The 16,605-nt window shown below is 76.8% G+C and carries 17 protein-coding genes; 1 reads left to right on the forward strand and 16 read right to left on the reverse strand.

The features are described from left to right. Positions 1-75 precede the first annotated feature (75 nt). Positions 76-456, reverse strand: coding sequence for a ferredoxin (locus IH25_RS0104015; RefSeq protein WP_030602929.1), 381 nt, complete (start codon positions 454-456; stop codon positions 76-78). 142 nt (positions 457-598) lie between these two features. Between IH25_RS0104015 and IH25_RS0104020 the strand changes: the two genes are divergently transcribed. Next, positions 599-964, forward strand: a complete 366-nt coding sequence (locus IH25_RS0104020) for a DUF6479 family protein (RefSeq protein WP_030602932.1) — start codon at positions 599-601, stop codon at positions 962-964. A gap of 182 nt (positions 965-1,146) precedes the next feature. On the opposite strand, the gene IH25_RS0104025 is transcribed toward IH25_RS0104020, so the two are convergent. The 15 genes from IH25_RS0104025 to IH25_RS0104095 form a co-directional block, all read right to left on the reverse strand. Next, complete coding sequence (locus IH25_RS0104025; protein ID WP_030602938.1) at positions 1,147-1,341, reverse strand: hypothetical protein; 195 nt, start codon at positions 1,339-1,341, stop codon at positions 1,147-1,149. Positions 1,342-1,461: 120 nt separating this feature from the next. Further along, the gene (locus IH25_RS0104030) at positions 1,462-2,712 is read right to left on the reverse strand and encodes a GAF and ANTAR domain-containing protein (protein WP_051753771.1); all 1,251 of its coding nucleotides are present in this window, start codon (positions 2,710-2,712) and stop codon (positions 1,462-1,464) included. Positions 2,713-3,033: 321 nt separating this feature from the next. After that, a complete protein-coding gene (locus tag IH25_RS0104035) occupies positions 3,034-3,507 on the reverse strand; it encodes an STAS domain-containing protein (RefSeq protein WP_209445267.1) in 474 nt (157 codons plus the stop codon). Positions 3,508-3,631: 124 nt separating this feature from the next. Continuing rightward, entirely contained in the window at positions 3,632-4,543 is a 912-nt protein-coding gene (locus IH25_RS0104040) for a glycosyltransferase family 2 protein (protein WP_030602946.1), read from the reverse strand. Beyond that, positions 4,540-5,487: a glycosyltransferase family 2 protein gene (locus IH25_RS0104045; RefSeq protein ID WP_051753772.1), complete on the reverse strand. Its 948-nt coding sequence runs from the start codon at positions 5,485-5,487 to the stop codon at positions 4,540-4,542. Before IH25_RS0104045 ends, IH25_RS0104040 begins: the two co-directional genes overlap by 4 nt. Positions 5,488-5,745: 258 nt before the next feature. Beyond that, on the reverse strand, positions 5,746-6,735 hold the full coding sequence (locus tag IH25_RS0104050) for a glycosyltransferase family 9 protein (RefSeq protein ID WP_030602953.1): 990 nt from the start codon (positions 6,733-6,735) through the stop codon (positions 5,746-5,748). A gap of 245 nt (positions 6,736-6,980) precedes the next feature. Then, positions 6,981-8,414: a PfkB family carbohydrate kinase gene (locus tag IH25_RS0104055; RefSeq protein ID WP_030602956.1), complete on the reverse strand. Its 1,434-nt coding sequence runs from the start codon at positions 8,412-8,414 to the stop codon at positions 6,981-6,983. Further along, positions 8,411-9,103, reverse strand: coding sequence for a D-sedoheptulose-7-phosphate isomerase (locus IH25_RS0104060; protein WP_030602958.1), 693 nt, complete (start codon positions 9,101-9,103; stop codon positions 8,411-8,413). The genes IH25_RS0104055 and IH25_RS0104060 overlap by 4 nt, the downstream gene beginning before the upstream one ends. Beyond that, the gene (locus IH25_RS0104065; protein WP_030602961.1) at positions 9,100-10,332 is read right to left on the reverse strand and encodes a glycosyltransferase; all 1,233 of its coding nucleotides are present in this window, start codon (positions 10,330-10,332) and stop codon (positions 9,100-9,102) included. Before IH25_RS0104065 ends, IH25_RS0104060 begins: the two co-directional genes overlap by 4 nt. Further along, positions 10,329-11,291, reverse strand: coding sequence for a glycosyltransferase (locus IH25_RS0104070; protein ID WP_030602963.1), 963 nt, complete (start codon positions 11,289-11,291; stop codon positions 10,329-10,331). Before IH25_RS0104070 ends, IH25_RS0104065 begins: the two co-directional genes overlap by 4 nt. After that, the gene (locus IH25_RS0104075) at positions 11,288-12,298 is read right to left on the reverse strand and encodes a glycosyltransferase family 9 protein (RefSeq protein ID WP_030602966.1); all 1,011 of its coding nucleotides are present in this window, start codon (positions 12,296-12,298) and stop codon (positions 11,288-11,290) included. The genes IH25_RS0104070 and IH25_RS0104075 overlap by 4 nt, the downstream gene beginning before the upstream one ends. Next, on the reverse strand, positions 12,295-12,837 hold the full coding sequence (locus IH25_RS0104080; RefSeq protein WP_030602969.1) for a D-glycero-alpha-D-manno-heptose-1,7-bisphosphate 7-phosphatase: 543 nt from the start codon (positions 12,835-12,837) through the stop codon (positions 12,295-12,297). Before IH25_RS0104080 ends, IH25_RS0104075 begins: the two co-directional genes overlap by 4 nt. Further along, positions 12,834-13,832, reverse strand: a complete 999-nt coding sequence (locus tag IH25_RS0104085; RefSeq protein ID WP_030602972.1) for a glycosyltransferase family 2 protein — start codon at positions 13,830-13,832, stop codon at positions 12,834-12,836. Before IH25_RS0104085 ends, IH25_RS0104080 begins: the two co-directional genes overlap by 4 nt. Then, a complete protein-coding gene (locus IH25_RS0104090; protein WP_030602974.1) occupies positions 13,829-15,463 on the reverse strand; it encodes a carbamoyltransferase family protein in 1,635 nt (544 codons plus the stop codon). Before IH25_RS0104090 ends, IH25_RS0104085 begins: the two co-directional genes overlap by 4 nt. A gap of 31 nt (positions 15,464-15,494) precedes the next feature. Next, on the reverse strand, positions 15,495-16,502 hold the full coding sequence (locus IH25_RS0104095) for an NAD-dependent epimerase/dehydratase family protein (RefSeq protein WP_030602976.1): 1,008 nt from the start codon (positions 16,500-16,502) through the stop codon (positions 15,495-15,497). Between the last annotated feature and the right edge of the window lie 103 nt (positions 16,503-16,605).

The following is a 16,605-nucleotide window of genomic DNA, read 5'->3' on the forward strand; positions in this document are numbered from 1 at the left end:
CCAGTTCGCCGTGGAGGACGGCGCCGGCCGAGCCCTGCTTCAGGGGGCCGGCCGCGGCGGGACAAGTGGTCAGGGTTACGGTGCCGAGCCGAGCAGCTCCAGGAAGTCCGCGCAGGCGTCGGCGCAGGCCCGGCAGCCGGCCGCGGCCGACTCGGCGCCGGGATATCCGTCGAACGCGCGGGCGCACTCCAGGCAGACCGAGCGGCACCAGTCCACCCGGACTCGGATGGCCTCCTCGTCCAGCTGGTTCTCCTCGCTCAGCACCCGGCAGGTGGCATCGCACGCCTCGGCGCACATGATGCCCAGCCTGCGCACGCGCTCCTGATCCTCGCCGCCGTCCGGGTCGACCAGACTCGCGCGCACGGCACAGGCCCGGGCGCACTCCGTGCACGCCTGGGCACACGTGAAACGGTCCTCAAGGAACCGGTACAGCTGCTGTGAAGTCGGCGATGTCACGCCGGTCGGGTAGCCGGGGCGGGCGGGCGCAAACCACCGCACCGGGGGCGCACAGCCGTCGGTGCGCGCGGCCCCCTCACCTCGCCATCGCTCACCCATAGTGTCCGGATTTGTACCTCTATAGGCGGGGTATTCCTGTTCTATGAACACCGCATCGATGCAGCTGGCCGCGCCGAGTGGCCTGATGAGCCTCGTACTGTTCGTCGTGGCCGTGGGCGTGCTCGCGCTGCTCGGCGGCGGCTTCTGGATGACCTCCCGCGTCCGCTACCGCGAATCCCCGCGCCCGCGCCCCGAGGAGCAGCCCAAGATGCCACCGGGCGGGCCGGTGCGCGAAGTCCGGCAGAACAGGGAGTCCGCCGAGATCCCCCGGATCTCCAAGGGCGAACGCCCGCTCACCCCGTACGACCTGTCCAACATGGACACCCGGCCGAGCGCGTCGCAGGAGCGCCCGCGCTGGAGCAAGGGCTCCAGCGGCTCCTTCGGCGGGGGCGGGCTGGGGGCCCACTGAGCGACACCGGGGTCCACTGAGCCACACGGGCCCCGCGGTCACCGTCCTCGCACGTCATCCCCGTCCGTCATCACCGTAGGACCGGCCCGCGCCGGACCGCCGGACGCCCCCGGGACGCAGAGAGATCCCGGGGGCGTCCGAGCGGCCGACGCGGGCCGTTTCGTGTGTGTGGAAGCGTGCGGTCAGGGGTGGTCCGGCTGCTGCGCCGGAGGCACTCCGCCGCCCTCGCCCCCGCCCTTGCCGCCCTTGTCCGAGCCGTGCGGGCGGGCGCCCGAGCCGCGCTCGGCCTGCTGGCGGGCCTTCAGCCCGCCGCTGTCCTGCGGGGTGGCGCCTCCCTTGTCGCTGCGCCGCTGTTCGGGCTGCTGCGGATTGGGCATGCGCCGACCTCCCTCCGGTGGTACGGGTACGTGCCCGGTCCGGGTTCCCAGGGCCGGGCGGGTGACGCACAGCGTGGCGGACCGGGTCACCGCGCGGTTCGCGTCAGGGCCCGGTGTGCGTCAGGGCTTGGCGTGTGTCAGGGTCCGGTGGAGGTGTTCCAGGGCGTCCAGGAGCACCGAGCGGTGGTACCAGCTCAGCCAGGCCGAGGTGTCCGCGGCCAGCAGGGCGAGCGCCTCGGCGTGCGCGACGGCGGGCCGGTGGCCGGGGTCGGTCCAGTGCAGGCTGATCACGCCGGTACACGAGCCGGCCGAGGAGAGCACCGGAACGCTGAGCAGGGCACGGGCACCGCCGGCCAGCAGGGCGCGCCGGCAGTCGTCGGCGAGCAGCGGGTCCGTGGCCACGTCGGGGACGCTCACCTGGCGGCCCCGGGTGCGGGCCGCCGCGTCGGCGGTGCCCTCGCCCCGGCCGCGCACCAGATGGTCGAGGACCGGTTCCGCGCAGCCGTGGTGGGTCTCCAGCGTCAGGGCGTTCACCGCCGGGTCCACGGACTGCACGTATCCGGCGGGTGCCCGGCCGATGGCCAGCGCCTCGTGCAGGACGGCGTCGATCATCTGCCGGCGGTAGCGGGGGTCCCGGCCGCCGCGGGCCAGGATCCGCAGCTGCGGAACGGGCAGGGGGCGGCGGCCGGGGAACCACACCTCGCCGGCCGGGGCGCGGGCCACCACCACGGCCGAGACCAGGACGCGCAGCGGTACGTTGAATCGCTGGGAGGTCTCGCGCAGCGCCCGGAAGGCGGCGCCCGGGTCCGGCAGGCCGTAGCGGACCATGAGCACGCCCTGCGCCATACCGATCACCGGGGCCGTGCGCACCCGGGCGCGCAGTGCGCGGATTTCCTTGTACAGGTCCTCGTACGAGGGCCGGACCGGGTCGGCGATCTGGGACCGCCAGGCGGGCAGCTCCTCCACCCGGGAGGCGGCGCGGGCCAGCTCGCGCAGCGCCTCGTCCAGGGTGGTGTAGAGCCGTACGCCGGTCAGCCGGGCCAGGTGCACCGCCTCGCGCACCCCGGGGCGGGCGCGGACGATGATCAGGTCCGGGCGTCCGGTGCGCGTCCGGGTCGTCTCGCTGAGGGTGCGCAGCACGGCGGCGCCGCCGAGCTGGACATGGGCCATGTCGAGCACGGGGCGCAGTCCGGCGCGGTCGGCCTGTTCCAGATGGCCGCGCAGCTCCTGCGACCAGAGTTCGGCGCCGTGCGGGTCCAGGCTGCCGGACATGCGCAGCAGCAGCGCGCCCTCGGCGGGCAGCCCTTCCACCACGGAGGACTCGATGACGAGGCGGGCGGGTGCGGCCGGCCGGCCGGAGGAAGGTTTCATCGCATCACCCAGACAGGACGTCACAGAGGTCTCGCCCGGCCTCTTGCGGGCCCCGGCTCATTTCGCACGGTAGGCCCGGACGGCCGGACGCGCCATCCACCGCGCCGGGCGGGGGACGGCGGCCCGCGCGGCCACCGGCCCGGGCCGCATGGCCACCGACCCGGGCTGTACGGCCACCGGCCCGGGGCTGCCGGGTTCCGTGGGTACGGACTCCTGGGCCGCGCCGCCCCCGGCGGTGACGGATTCGCTCGCACGAGCCGCTGAGCCGCCCCCGGCGCCACAGGTGCTGGTCGGTCCCGTATGCGCGTGCGTTCGCCCGGGTTACCCCTGGGGCGGGCGGGGTTGCGTAGGTGCCGTCCCGGGTTCCGTGGGCATCGTCGCGGCGGATTCCAGGGCGCTCAGAGCGGTGGTCAGGGTGGCGTGGGTGCGGAGGCCCGGCAGGCCGGCCGCGGCCAGGGTCTCCCGGACGTGCGGCCGGGGCTGTACGACGTGCAGCGCGCGGCCGGCGCGGGCGAGGGCGCCGGCCGGACCGGCCAGGGCGCGCAGCGCGGCGGCGCAGGCGAGGTAGGACTCGGTCAGGTCCAGCAGGGGGTGTTCTCCGGCCCGCTCGGCGTCGGCGAGGTGCGCGGCGAGTGCGGCGGACAGGTGTCCGGCGTTGTCGGCGTCGACCGTGCCGCGGGCCCGCAGGACGCTGACCGTGCCGAGGCCGGTGCGGTGCTCGCGCTCGGTGCGCAGCAGCAGCGGGGCCGGGCCGCCGGGGCGGACCCGGGCCGGGGAGGGCTGACCGATTTCCATGGGCGGACGGCTTCCTGGGCGGGGCGGAAGGATCGGCCGGCCGCTTCTTGACCGGGGGTTCACTGTGCCCGCACCCGGATGCCGGACGCAACGACGTGCCCGGGCGTGTCGTGGCGCCGGCCGGTCAGCCGACGTACCGCCGTGCGGGTGAGTCCCGGCGGGCGCGTTCCAGCGTGGCGATCCGGCGTTCCAGGTCCGGCGGTACGGGGTCGCGCTGGCGCAGCACCCACGGCAGTCCGGCGGTGGCGTGGGCGAAGGCGCGGGCGGAGGCGGCGTCCCGGGGCACGGTCCGGATCAGGTGCCCGGTGCGGCGCAGCGCCGGCCCCAGGGGGCGGCGCAGCCAGGTGAACCACAGGGTGTTGCGCAGGCCGAGGACGCGGCGGGCGGTGCTGTCGCGCAGCCGGGAGGCGTGGTGGTGGACGGTGAGTTCCCCGGCGTAGGCGAGCCACCAGCCCTGGCGCTGGAGGTCGCAGGCGAGCAGTTCCTCCTCGCCGCCGAGCCACAGGCCGGGGTGGAAGCCGCCGGCGGCCCGGAAGGCCTCGGTGCGCAGCACGGTGGCGGCGGCCAGGAAGGAGCCGAGCGCGGGTCCGGGCAGCCAGTCGGGGCCGGTCAGCGGGGAGTCGCGCAGCTCGGGGACGACCGGGTCCTCGGTGCCGCCCGGCTCGACCAGGATCCGGGCGGTGACGGCGGCCAGCCGGGGCCGGGGGTCCAGCAGGTCGGCGGCGCGGCGCAGACAGCCCGGCGCCCACCAGGTGTCGTCGTCGCAGAAGGCGACATAGGGCGTGCGCACCCGCTGGACGGCCAGGTTGCGGCCGATGGCGCCGAGGTTGCGGCCGGGGCGCAGCAGGGTCATCTCGGGGAAGTCCCGGGCGACCGCTTCGGCGGTGCCGTCGGTGGAGGCGTTGTCGGTCACGATCACGGGCGGCCGTTCGGGGAGCCGGCGCAGCAGGCCGAGGGTGCGCAGCAGTTCCTCGCGCCGGTTGTGGGTGATCACGACGACGGTCGTACGGTCGTCGGGGCCGGTCCGGGTGGTCATGGTGCGGTGCCTTCCCGGGAGTGGCCGGTCGCCTCCCGGTCGAGCAGGCGGGCGGCTCGCTCGACGTGCGGGGGCAGGGGGCGGCGGCGGGCGAGCGCGGCCGGGAGCCGGACGACGGTCTCCTTCAGGGCGCGGGGCGCGCCGGGCCGGCCGGTGGCGGCGGCCAGTGCCAGGCCGGTGCCGGCGCGCAGCGCGACCGGCCAGGAGCGGCGCAGGCAGGTGGTGAGGACGTGGTTGCGCCGGACGAGGGCGGAGCGGCCGGCGCGGGTGTGGTCCCCGGGGTGGTGGCGGGCGCACAGGGTGGGTTCGTAGGCGACGCCCCAGCCGGCGGCGGCCAGGTCGTAGGCGAGCAGGGTCTCCTCGCCGCCGAAGAAGAGCAGCGGGTGGTAGCCGCCGACGCCGAGGAAGGCCTCCTTGCGGACCACGCAGGCGCAGCCGAGGAAGCCGAGCACCGGGCGGCCGGGCAGGTCCGGCTCGGAGGGCAGGGGGGAGGCGGCGAGCACGGCGTTGAGCGGGTCCTCGGCGGCCTCGTCGCCGACCAGGGTGCGGGCGGCGAGCAGGCCGAGCCGCGGGTGCCGGTCGAGGAGGTCGGCGGCGCGGGCCAGGCTGCCGGGTTCCCACCAGGAGTCGTCGTCGCTGAAGGCGACGTAGGGGGTGCGGGCGTGGCGGGCGGCCAGGTTGCGGCCGAGGGCGCCGGTGTTGCCGGCCGGGCGGAGCAGGCGGGTGAGCGCGGGATGGCCGGTGACGGCCCGGCGGGTGGTGTCGTCGCGGGAGTTGTCGACGACCACGACCGGCGGCCGTTCGGGCAGTGCGGCCAGGGCGTCCAGGGTGCGCAGCAGGCTGGCGGCGCGGTCGCGGGTGATGACCGCGACGGTGATCCGCGCGTCGCCCGGCGCGGTGGCCCGGCGGGCGGGGGCGGGGGCGGGCGCGTGCTCAGTGGACATGCGCCACCTCCCGGCGGACGGGGGCGGGGGTGTGCTCAGCTGACATGCGCCACCTCCCGCCCGGCGGGTCGGCAGGTGCGAGCGGGGGTGTGCTCAGCGGACATATGCCGCTTCCCGCCCGGCAAGCCGACAGGCCGACGGGCGCGAGCCGGGGTGTGCTCAACGGACATGCGCCGCCTCCGGAACGGTGGGGTGACGCACATGTGCCACCTACCCTCCAGCAGGTCGGTAGGCCGACAGGCCGGGGCAAGGGTGTGCTCAGCGGACATGTGCCACCTCCGGGCCGGTGGGGCGGCGCCGGCCGCGGGCGTCCCGCAGGAGGGTCAGGCAGGCCGCCGTGACCTCGCCGGTGCCGATGCGCAGCAGGCGGGCGTCGGGGGCGTGGCCGTGCGGGTCGCCGGGCGGGCCGGGTTTCCACAGGGCGAGGTGGTCCGGGCCGGGAGGCGGCCCCCACAGGCGGGGGGAGACGGGGCCGAACAGGGTGACGGAGCGGGTGCCATGGGCCACCGCGAGGTGGGCGAGGCCGGTGTCGCCGCTGAGCAGCAGGGACGCCTCGGCGACGAGGGCGGACAGCCGGCCGGGCGACAGGCCGCCGGTGAGCACGTCGGTGCCGGGCCGGCCGGTGCGTTCGGCGACCTCGCGGACCAGGGCGTCCTCGCCGGGGCCGCCGGTGAGGACCACGCGGTGGCCGGCGGCGCGCAGGCAGCGTACGACCGCGGCGAACCGCTCCGGCGGCCAGCGGCGGGCGCCGGAGGCCGCGCCGGGGTGCACGACGACCGCGCCGGGCGCCGGGGACGGCGTGGCCGGCCGGGGCAGCCGCAGGTCGCGGGGGTCGGCGGGGATGCCGTAGCCGCGCAGAAAGGCGCACCAGCGGTCGCGTTCGTTGACGTTCGCCGACCAGGGCGGGCCGTCCGGGCAGGCGTGCGCGAGCAGCCGGCGCGGGCGCAGGGCGGCCAGCGCGTCGCGGCTCTCGGGTCCGTTGCCGTGCAGGTCGACGGCGACCTCGGGGGGCGGTCCCGGCCAGTGGCCGAGGTCGGGCACCGCGCGGCCCGGCGCCTCGGCCGGGAACACGGTGTCGACCGCCCCGGTGGCCAGGGCGAGTTCGGTCAGGCCCGGTGGCTGGGCGAGGACGACCTGGTGCCCGGGGAAGGCCCGGCGGATCCCGCGCAGCGCGGGCACACCGGCCAGCAGGTCACCCAGGCCCAGCGCACGCAGGACCAGGACGCGTGGGGTGTGCTCAGTGGTCACCGGGTGGGTCCTTGGGGTGGAGGGGAGACGGCGGCGGACGGTGGGGCGGGCCCGCGGGAGGAGGAGGGCGGGTGCTGATCACCGGGCGGCCTTTCGGGACGGGGGCGGGAACGCGAGGTGAGCGGCGAGTACCCCGGGACGGCGGGACGGCACGGGCCGGGCGGGCCCGCGTTCGCCCGGACGGCCGCGCGAGGACCGGTACCAGGCGCCGGCTCGGTCCGGGGCGGGCCGGGTGGATGCGGGGGTCACTCGGGGTCTCCCGCCGCGGGGGTCAGGGCCGCCCGGCGGGCGAGGACGGTGGTGGAGCGGCCGTCGAGGTAGGGCAGCAGCAGGACCTGTCCGCCCCAGCTCTCCACCAGGGGCTGTTCGGGCAGCGGGGTCCGCGCGTAGTCGCCGCCCTTGGCCCAGATGTGCGGGCGGAGTTCGCCGAGGAGGCGTTCGGGGGTGTCCTCGTCGAAGACGGCGACGGCGTCCACGCACTCCAGGGCACGCAGCACCCGTACCCGGTCGGCGGCCGGCACCAGGGGGCGGCCGCCGCCCTTGCGGCGGCGGACGGAGGCGTCGGAGTTGAGGCAGACGATCAGGCAGTCGCCGGCCCGGCGGGCGGCCTGGAGCAGGGCGACGTGCCCGGCGTGCAGCAGGTCGAAGCAGCCGCCCGCGGCGACGACGGTGCCGCCCGCGGCCCGGACCCGGCCGGCGGTGCGCACGGCGTCGGCGGTGGTGTCGCCGTCGGCCGGGGAGTCGGTGGGGGTCTCCGGCTGGTCCGGGGTGGCGACCGCGCGGGCGCCGCCCTCGGCGACGTAGCGGGTGGCGGCGTGCACGGCGGCCTGGACGGCGGCCTCGGTGAGGGTGCCGTCGGCGAGCAGCCCGGCCGCCGCGGCGGCGAACCGGTCGCCGGCGCCGCACGGGTCGCCGGTGGCGGCGCCCGGGGTCGGCACCAGCAGCGGGGTCTCGCCGTGCGAGAGCAGGGCGCCGCGGTCGCCGAGGGTGACCGCGACGGCCTGTGCCCGCCAGGCCCGGACCAGGGCGCGGGCGTCCCGGGCGGCGGTGCGCAGTCCGGCCGTGTCGCCGGCCGTCTCCTCGTCGTCCCCGGCCAGCCGCCGGGCGAAGGCGCGGGCCTCCTGGGCGGAGGGGGTGACGAGGCGGACGCCGGGCACGGGCGGCCGGCCGCGCACATGGGGGTCCCAGACCACGGGGGCCGCCGTGTGGGCCAGCGCGTCGCGCAGGACGTCGGCGGTGCCCCGGCCGTAGTCGGCGACGAGGACTCCCCCGGCCTCCGCGACCGCCGCCACCGCCTGCGGGGTGGCCTCGCGGGCGCGGCCCTCACCGTCGTCCAGGCGCAGCAGCGGCCGGTCCCCGGCCAGGACGCGGGTCTTGCTGCCCAGGGTGCCGTCCAGGGGGAGTTCGACCAGCCGGAGACGGCCCGCCAGCAGTTCGCGCAGGGTGTCGCTGGCGGGGTCGGAGCCGAGGGCGGTGACCAGGGTGACGGGGCGTCCGTCGGCCGCCGCGAGGCAGGCGGCGAGGGCCGCGCCGCCGGGGCGGGAGCTGCGCCGGGTGCCGTGCACGACGGGCACCGGTGCGTCGGGGGCGAGCCGTTCGGCCCGGCCGCACAGGTCGTGGTCGAGCAGGGCGTCGCCGACGACGACCAGGGGGGCCAGGGGGGTCGGTGTGCCGGTCATGCCTGCCCCTTCCGCGGGGCGACGGGCCCGCCGGGCGGGGTCCGGCCGACGGTGCGGGCCCGGCCGACGAGCCGCCCAACCACCCCCGGTCTGCCGTCGGCGGTCACGCGCCCGGTCTCGCCGTTCTCCACCGCCCGGTCGAAGGTCTCGCAGAGCATGTGCACGGCGACCAGGTGGAGTTCCTGGACGGTGGCCGCCAGGGGGGCGTCGACGCACAGGGCGTCGTCCGCGCCGTGTTGCAGCGGGTTGGGGGGCCGTCCGGTCAGCGCCCACACGGTCATGCCGAGCCGGTGCGCGCGCTCGGCGGCGGACAGCAGGTTGGCGCTGGCGCCGCTGGTGGACAGCAGCAGGAGTACGTCTCCGGGGCGGCCGTGGGCGGCGGTCTGGCGGGCGAACAGCTCCTGGACGCCGTAGTCGTTGGCGATCGCGGTGGTGGAGGAGGTGTCGGCGTGCAGGGCGAGGGCGGAGAACGGCGGGCGGTCCTCGCGGTAGCGGCCGACGAGTTCGGCGGTGAGGTGCTGGGCCTGGGCGGCGCTGCCGCCGTTGCCGGCGACGAGCAGCCGGGCTCCCGAGCCGAGCCGCCGGGCGAGTTCGGTGCCCCAGCGCTCGATCAGGGGGGCGTGGTCGCGGAACGCCTCCAGGGCCTTGGCGAGGTCGTCGCAGTGCGTGGTGTCGGTGGCGGTGTTCATCGGACGACTCCCGAGAGCGAGCGGATCGGGGACACGGCGCCGTACACCCCGGCCACGCCGTCGGCGACCCGGTCCCAGGTGTAGTGGGCGAGGACCCGGGCGCGGCCGGCGGCTCCGTAGCGGGCGAGCCGGTCGGGGTCGGCGAGCAGGGCGCGCAGGGCCGCGCCGAGGTCGTGGTCGTCGTCGGCCGGGACGAGCAGACCGGTGGTGCCGTCCACGACCGTGTCGAGCTGGCCGCCGACGGCGGTGGCGACGACGGGTGTGCCGCAGGCCATGGCCTCCAGCGGGACGATGCCGAAGGGCTCGTAGCGGGGCAGGGACAGCACCAGGTCGGCGCTGGACATCAGCCGGGGCATGCGGGCCCGGCCGACCCCGCCGAGCAGGGTGACCCGGTCCAGGACGCCGTACTCGCGGGCGATGCCGTACAGGCGGGCGGCCTCGGGTTCGGTGCGCAGCAGGTCGGCCTCGGGGCCGCCGGCGATGAGGAGTTCGGCGTCGGGGACGCCGGCCAGGGCGCGGATGGCGCGGTCGAAGCCCTTGCGGGGCACGAGCCGGCCGACGGCGAGCAGCCGCCTGCGGGCGCCGGGCGGGCGGGTGCGCCCGACCGGGGCGAACTGTTCGGGGTCGACGCCGCAGGGCACGACGCTGATCCGGTCCTCGGGCAGGCCCATGGCCTTCAGCTCGGCCACCTCGTCGCTGCACGTGGCGATGATCCGGGCGCACTCGTGGCCGATGGCCTCCTCGACGGCGAGGCGCTGCGGGGGGCTGGTGTCGGCGGCGCCCTGGTAGCGCTTCTTGACGGTGCCCAGCGCGTGGTAGGTCTGCACGACGGGGATGTTCAGGTCCCGGGCGCCGGCCAGCGCGGCCAGGCCGGACATCCAGAAGTGGGCGTGCACCACGTGGGGCGGGTGCTGCGCCCACTGCCGGGCCAGGAAGTTCCCGAACTCCCCCATGTGGGGCAGGAGTTCGTCCTTGGGTACGGGCGCGGGCGGCCCGGCGGGCACGTGCACCACCTGCACACCGTCGATGAGCGTCACCCGGTCCGGCAGCCCCGCCGAGTCCCGCCGGGTGTACACGGTGACCCGGTACCCCTTCCTGGCGAGCTGCCGGGCGGTCTGCGCCACGTACACGTTCTGGCCGCCCGCGTCCGGCCCGCCGAGCGCGGCCAGGGGGCTGGCGTGCTCGGAGACCATGGCGACGCGCCCGGCCGAGTGCGGAATGCGGCTCATCGGGTGACCTCCTTGATCAGGCGCTCCCAGTCGTCCAGGAAGCGCCGCTCTCCGTAGCGGGCGCGGGCGGCGGCCCGGGCCGCCGCGCCGGTCGCGCGGGCGTGCTCGGGGTCGGCGAGGAAGGCCCGTACGGCGTCCCGCAGTACGTCGGGGCGGTTCGAGACCACTCCGGCGCCCTCGGGGACGGCCTCGCGGACCTCGGTGGTGTCCAGGGCGACCACGGGCATGCCGAGGAACATGGCCTCCAGCAGGGACAGGCCGAGCGAGGTCCAGCGCACGGGGTGCAGGTACAGGCGGCACCGGGCCATCTCCCGGTGCAGTTCGTGCTGGGGCAGGTCCCGGGTGCGGCAGCGGTCGGGCGGCAGGCCGAGGTGGCCGGCGAGGCCTTCGGTGCGCATGCCGAAGACGTCCAGGGGGGCGCAGCGGGCGAACCCGGGCAGCAGGTCGGTGCCGGTGGTACGGCCTCTGCGCAGCGGCTCGTTGACGACGACGGCGGCGCGCCGCTCGGTGCCGGTCCACAGCGGGCCGGGGTCGATGATGCCGTGCTCGACGACCTCGGTGGGGGCCCGGCCGTTGTCCCACATCAGCCGGTTGAAGTGGGTGACGTGCACGAGGGGGACGGCCGACTGTCCGGCCAGCGGGTGGCGCTGGCGTTCGGGTGCGGCGTCGGGGCTGTTGTGCTCGACGTAGACGGCGGGGACGTCCAGGCCGGGCCGGCGGCCGGTCCAGCGCCGGGCCAGGTCGGGTTCGTGCGGTCGCTGAAGGACCATCAGGTCGATGTCGGCGTCCCGGAGTTCGGCGGGGGTGAGTTCCCGGACGGACCCGGGCCAGTCCCAGGTCCGCGCGCGGCCCAGGCCGTCGGGTCCGCGGTCCTCGGTGACCGGGACGAGGTAGGTGTGCGGGCCCTGCACGAAGGTGGTGAGCCAGGATCCGTGCACGTGCCAGACGAGGATGTTCATGAGGGCCGCTCCTGGATGAGCTTGTGGACCGCGCGCACCACGTCCTGGCCGGTGACCTCGTCCAGGCAGGGGTGGCCGGGCACCGGGCAGGTCAGGGCCCGGGTGTCCGCGCAGGGCGCCGACTGGTCGCCGAGCAGGATGACGGGGACGCCGTAGGGCGCCCAGCGTTCGGCGGGGACGACCGGCGCGAACAGGGAGACGACGGGGGTGCCGACGGCGGCGGCGAGGTGGGCGGGGCCGGTGTTGGCGCTGATCACGACGTCGGCCAGGCGCAGCACCCCGGCGAGGGTGCGCGGGGAGGTCCGGCCGCCGAGGTCCACGGCCACGTCGCCGCCGACCCGCCGGGTGAGGTCCCGTTCGCCGGGGCCGCCGGTGACGACGACGCGGTGTCCGGCGTCGGCGAGCAGGGCGACCGCCTCGGCGCAGCGGTCGGGGCTCCAGGCGCGGGCGGGGGCGCTGGCGCCGGGGTGCAGGACGACGTAGGGGCCGTAGCCGGTCAGGCCGCCGGTGTCCGGGGGCGGCAGGACGCGCAGCCGTCCGTCGTCGTTCGGGGGCGGGGTGAAGCCCATGGCGGCGGCGGTGTCGAGGGCGGCCTCGGCCTCGTGCCGGCCGGGCAGCCGGCGGTGGCGTACGTCGAGGAGCCGGCCGGGGTGGTCGGTGCTGTCGGCGCCGATCCGGCCGATGCCGGCGAGCCGCAGCAGCAGGGCGGTGGGCAGCGGGCTCTGGTGGAAGGAGGTGAGGACGAGCGCGCTGTCGTGGGCGCCGGCGCGCAGCCGTCCGAGGAGGGCGTCGATGTCGGCGGGGCGCACCGGGGGCGGGTCGAAGCCCTCCCAGGGCGCCTCCCACACCAGGACCTCGTCCACGCCGGGCAGCAGCCGGGCGGCGTCCGCGCCGCGCGGGCCGCACAGCAGGGTGACGTGGGTGCTGTGGGCGGCGACGGCGCGGACGGCGGGCCCGGCGAGGAGCACGTCACCGAAGCTGTCGAGGCGGACGACGAGGGATCTCATGCCGGTGCCCTCCCCGCGGCGGCGCCGAGGGCGTCTCGTACGGCGGTGAGCACGTCGGGGGCGCTGTCGTCGGCGAACCGCCGCCTCTCCTCGGGCGCGGTGGCCGCGTTGGGTACGAGCACGCCCCGGGCGCCGGCGGCGCGGGCGGCCAGCACGTCGGCGGCGATGTCGCCGACGACCAGGCAGGCGGCGGGCGGGACGCCCAGCCGGACGGCGGCGGCGCGGACCAGGCCGGGGCGGGGTTTGCGGCAGGGGCAGCCGTCCTCGGGGGTGTGCGGGCAGAACAGCCAGAGGTCCAGCCCGCCCAGCAGCGCGTCGGCGCGCTCGTTGACCCGCCGGACCTGCCCGGTGGTGAGCAGTCCGCGGCCGATGCCGGACTGGTTGCTGACCACGCCGGTGGCCAGGCCGTGGGAGCGGGCCAGCGCGACGGCCTCCCGGGCGCCGGGCAGCGGCCGGACCCGCTCCGGGTCGCCGTTGTAGGGCACGTCCGCGACGAGGGTGCCGTCGCGGTCGAACAGGATCGCGGACACGGTGGTCATCCGGCACCCCCCAGCGGCCGGGCGTTGCGGTGCCGGACGAGGCCGCGCAGCCAGTGCCGCACGGCGAGCGGCGGTATGAGCACGCTGGTGCCGAGCATCCCGGCGACCTCCCGGGCGGTGCGCGGGCCGGGCATGATCCGGGCGAGGGCGAACTCGGCGGTGCCGAGGGTCCACAGGGCCGCGCAGGCGGTGGCGGTGCGGCGCCGCCCGGCCAGCGCGCAGGCGGTGGCGGCGAGGGCCGCGCCGGTGACCACCAGGTGGCGGGGCAGCCGGCCGCGGGGCGCCTGGGCGCGGTCCCACCAGTCCCGGCCGTGCAGCCGGTTCATCAGGGCGTCGTCGGCGTTGCCGCGCTGGGCGGGCAGCGAGGCCCACCAGTGGGCGGGGCGGACCGGGTGCCGGGTGATCCGGGTGCCCCGGGTGAGGTTCCAGCCGGCCCGCTGGACGCGCAGGGCGAGGTCGGCGTCCTCGCGGAAGGCGCGCGGGAAGCGTTCGTCGAAGCCGCCGGTCCGCTTGAGCGCCTCGGTGCGGTAGGCCATGTCGGCGGTGGCCCAGGCGGCGTTCTCCAGGCCCTTGGTGGTGCGTTCCCAGTCGGTGGGCCGGCGGTCCGCCGGGAGCGGGACGCGCAGCCGTCCCTGGACGCCGCCGGTGTCGGGGCCGGCCGCGCGCAGGTCCTCGGCGAGGTGCCGGGACCAGTCCGGCAGCACCTGGACGTCGTCGTCGAGAAAGACCGTCCAGGGGGTGCGGACGGTGCGCCAGCCGGCGTTGCGGGCGGCGGCCGGGCCTTTGCCGCCGGTGCGCAGGGTGCGTACCCGGTCCAGGAGCTGTCCGGCGCTCTCCAGCGGCAGGCCGCCCTCGGGCGCGGGCCGGTCGTCCACCACGACCACCTCGTGCGGGGTGTGCTCGACGGTGCCCTCGGCGAGCGCGCGCAGGCACTCGGCGAGGCAGGGCCGGCCGATGGTGGGGACGACGACGGTGTAGGCGGGCGCGTCGCTCATGCGAACGCCTTTCCCCGGCGGATCGCGAACGGGCCGAGCACCAGCAGGTCCACGGGGGCCGAGCCGAAGCACTCCAGGGCGTCCCGGGGATCGTCCACCATGGGCCGTCCGGCGGTGTTGAGGCTGGTGTTGACCACCACCGGCAGCCCGGTGCGCCGTTCGAAGCCGTCGATCATCCGGGCCACCAGGGGTTCCCGGGCGCGGTCGACGGTCTGGATGCGGGCGGTGCCGTCGACGTGCACCACGGCCGGGATGCGGGCCTTCCAGTCGGCGGCCACGTCGTGCACGAACAGCATGTGCGGGCTGGGCAGCGGCCCGTCGAAGATCTCGGCGGCGCGTTCGGCGAGCACCATGGGGGCGACGGGCCGGAACTCCTCGCGGCCCTTGACCGCGTTGAGCCGCTCCAGGTTCTCGGCCTTGCCGGGGTGGGCGAGCAGGGAGCGGTGTCCGAGCGCGCGCGGCCCGTACTCGCTGCGCCCCTGGAACCAGGCCACGATCCCGTCGGCGGCCAGTGCCTCGGCGGCCGTCTCGGCGATGTCGGCGGGCTCCTCGTAGGGTACGGCGGCCCGCTCCAGCCAGGCCCGCAGTTCGGCGTCGCTCCAGCCGCGGCCCAGGGCGGCCGTCTCCATCGGCTCCAGGGTGTCCTTCTGCCCGGCGATGTGCGCGGCGGCGCCGAGCGCGGTGCCGGCGTCGCCCGCGGCGGGCTGCACCCAGATGTGGGTGAAGCCGCTCTCGCGCCACAGCCGGGTGTTGGCGACGCAGTTCAGCGCGACCCCGCCGGCCAGGGCGAGGGCGTCCTCGCCGGTGCGTTCGCGCAGGTGGCGGGCGAGCGCCAGCATGGCCTCCTCCAGGCACAGCTGGGCGCTGGCGGCGAGGTCGGCGTGGCCTTGGTGCCAGGCGCCGCCGGCCGGGCGGGGCGGGACGAGGTCGGCCCAGGGCACCGGGCGGGCGCGGAAGCCTCCCTGGTCGTCGGCGTGGACGTACGCCCGCAGCCGGGCGGCGAAGCGCGGGGTGCCGTAGGAGGCGAGCGCCATGACCTTGAACTCGTCGCTGCTGCGCAGGAATCCGAGGTGCTGGGTGAGGTCCTCGTAGAACAGGCCGAGGGAGTCGGGCAGTTGCTGGGTGGCGAGGACGGTCAGCTCGCGGTTGGTGTACCGCCCGGCCAGGTGGGAGCCGCACTCGCCGCGGCCGTCGAGGACGAGCACGGCGCAGTCGGGGTACGGGGAGACGGCCCCGGCGGACGCGGCGTGCGCCACGTGGTGCGGGACGAACCGCACCTTGGCCGGGTCGAGTCCGGGCAGCGCCTCGGCGAGGAAGTCCGGGGCCTGCCGGGCGTACTCCTGGCGCAGGTGGTCCCAGGGGTCGTGCAGGCCCATCTCCGCGGCGGGGCGGGCGAGGACGGGATCGTAGGAGTAGGCGACGGCGTCCAGGTCGGACGGGGTGAGACCGGCCTGCTCCAGGCACCAGCGGGCCGACTGCTCGGGCAGCTCCCAGGCGGAGAAGGGTACGGGCCGCTTGCCGTGCTTGCGGCGGGAGAACCGCTCCTCCTCCGCCGCCGCCACGACGTGGCCGTCGGTGATCAGGGCGGCGGCGGGGTCGTGGAAGAGTGCGTTGATTCCGAGGACGTGCATGCGCGTCTCCAGGGCCGGTGAGGGGCGGGGGTCAGGACTGCGGGGCCGGGTCCCGCGCGGGCGCCACCGGCTCCGGGGGCAGGGCGGTGAAGTACGCGATGGTCTGCTTCAGCCCTTCCTCCCAGGGGACCTGCGGCGACCAGCCGAGCAGCTCGCGCGCGAGGGTGGTGTCGGGGCGGCGCCGGCCGGGGTCGTCCACGGGCCGGTCGACGAACGCGATCGGGGAGCGGGAGCCGGTGAGGGCGACCACCCGGCGGGCCAGGTCGGCGACGGTGATCTCGTCGCTGCCGCCGATGTTCACCGGCCGTACGGACCTGCTCGCGGCGACCCGCAGGATGCCGTCCACGGTGTCGTCGACGTAGCACAGGGAGCGGGTCTGGCTGCCGTCGCCGGTCACGGTGAGCGGTTCGCCGGCCAGGGCCTGGCAGATGAAGGTGGGCACGGCCCGGCCGTCGTGGGCGCGCATCCGCGGCCCGTAGGTGTTGAACAGCCGCACGATGCCGGCGTTCGTGCCCCGGGTGCCGGTGTGCGCGGTGACCAGGGCCTCGGCGAACCGTTTGGACTCGTCGTACACGCTGCGCGGCCCGACGGGGTTGACGTTGCCCCAGTAGCCCTCGTGCTGCGGGTGGACCTGGGGATCTCCGTACACCTCGGAGGTGGAGGCGAGCAGGAAACGGGCGCCGTCGCGTTCGGCGACGGCCAGCGCGTTGCGGGTGCCGGTGCTGCCGGCTTCCAGGGTCTCCAGCGGCAGGCGGAGGTAGTCGGCGGGCGAGGCGGGGCAGGCGAAGTGCAGGACCAGGTCGTACGGGCCCGGGAGGTGGTCGGCGCAGTCGGCCGCGCTGACGTCGCAGTACACGTACCGGAAGCCGGGCCGCGCCTCCAGGTGCGCGATGTTCTCGCGCCGGCCGCAGACCAGGTTGTCGGCGCAGTCGACTTCGACGCCCGAATCCAGCAGCCGCTCGCACAGGTGGGAGCCGAGGAAGCCGGCACCGCCGGTCACGAGGGCGCGCCGCCAGGAGAACGGTGTGGCACCAGTCATGGGGCTTCTCCTTCGTCGTCCTTCGTCCGCGTCGCGCGCGGCCGGAAGCGCGCCGTGGAAAGGCGCCGTTCGCGTACGGCCGGGCTGCATACGGGTGTTCGAC

The organism is Streptomyces achromogenes subsp. achromogenes (assembly GCF_000720835.1).
GTDB classification, from domain to species: Bacteria; Actinomycetota; Actinomycetes; order Streptomycetales; family Streptomycetaceae; genus Streptomyces; species Streptomyces achromogenes.

Coding starts and splice junctions, on each gene's coding strand:
- IH25_RS0104020 (WP_030602932.1), top strand. CDS start 599: ATGAACACCGCATCGATGCAGCTGGCCGCGCCGAGTGGCCTGATGAGC.
- IH25_RS0104025 (WP_030602938.1), bottom strand. CDS start 1,341: ATGCCCAATCCGCAGCAGCCCGAACAGCGGCGCAGCGACAAGGGAGGC.
- IH25_RS0104030 (WP_051753771.1), bottom strand. CDS start 2,712: ATGAAACCTTCCTCCGGCCGGCCGGCCGCACCCGCCCGCCTCGTCATC.
- IH25_RS0104035 (WP_209445267.1), bottom strand. CDS start 3,507: ATGGAAATCGGTCAGCCCTCCCCGGCCCGGGTCCGCCCCGGCGGCCCG.
- IH25_RS0104040 (WP_030602946.1), bottom strand. CDS start 4,543: ATGACCACCCGGACCGGCCCCGACGACCGTACGACCGTCGTCGTGATC.
- IH25_RS0104045 (WP_051753772.1), bottom strand. CDS start 5,487: ATGTCCACTGAGCACGCGCCCGCCCCCGCCCCCGCCCGCCGGGCCACC.
- IH25_RS0104055 (WP_030602956.1), bottom strand. CDS start 8,414: ATGACCGGCACACCGACCCCCCTGGCCCCCCTGGTCGTCGTCGGCGAC.
- IH25_RS0104060 (WP_030602958.1), bottom strand. CDS start 9,103: ATGAACACCGCCACCGACACCACGCACTGCGACGACCTCGCCAAGGCC.
- IH25_RS0104065 (WP_030602961.1), bottom strand. CDS start 10,332: ATGAGCCGCATTCCGCACTCGGCCGGGCGCGTCGCCATGGTCTCCGAG.
- IH25_RS0104070 (WP_030602963.1), bottom strand. CDS start 11,291: ATGAACATCCTCGTCTGGCACGTGCACGGATCCTGGCTCACCACCTTC.
- IH25_RS0104075 (WP_030602966.1), bottom strand. CDS start 12,298: ATGAGATCCCTCGTCGTCCGCCTCGACAGCTTCGGTGACGTGCTCCTC.
- IH25_RS0104080 (WP_030602969.1), bottom strand. CDS start 12,837: ATGACCACCGTGTCCGCGATCCTGTTCGACCGCGACGGCACCCTCGTC.
- IH25_RS0104085 (WP_030602972.1), bottom strand. CDS start 13,832: ATGAGCGACGCGCCCGCCTACACCGTCGTCGTCCCCACCATCGGCCGG.
- IH25_RS0104090 (WP_030602974.1), bottom strand. CDS start 15,463: ATGCACGTCCTCGGAATCAACGCACTCTTCCACGACCCCGCCGCCGCC.
- IH25_RS0104095 (WP_030602976.1), bottom strand. CDS start 16,502: ATGACTGGTGCCACACCGTTCTCCTGGCGGCGCGCCCTCGTGACCGGC.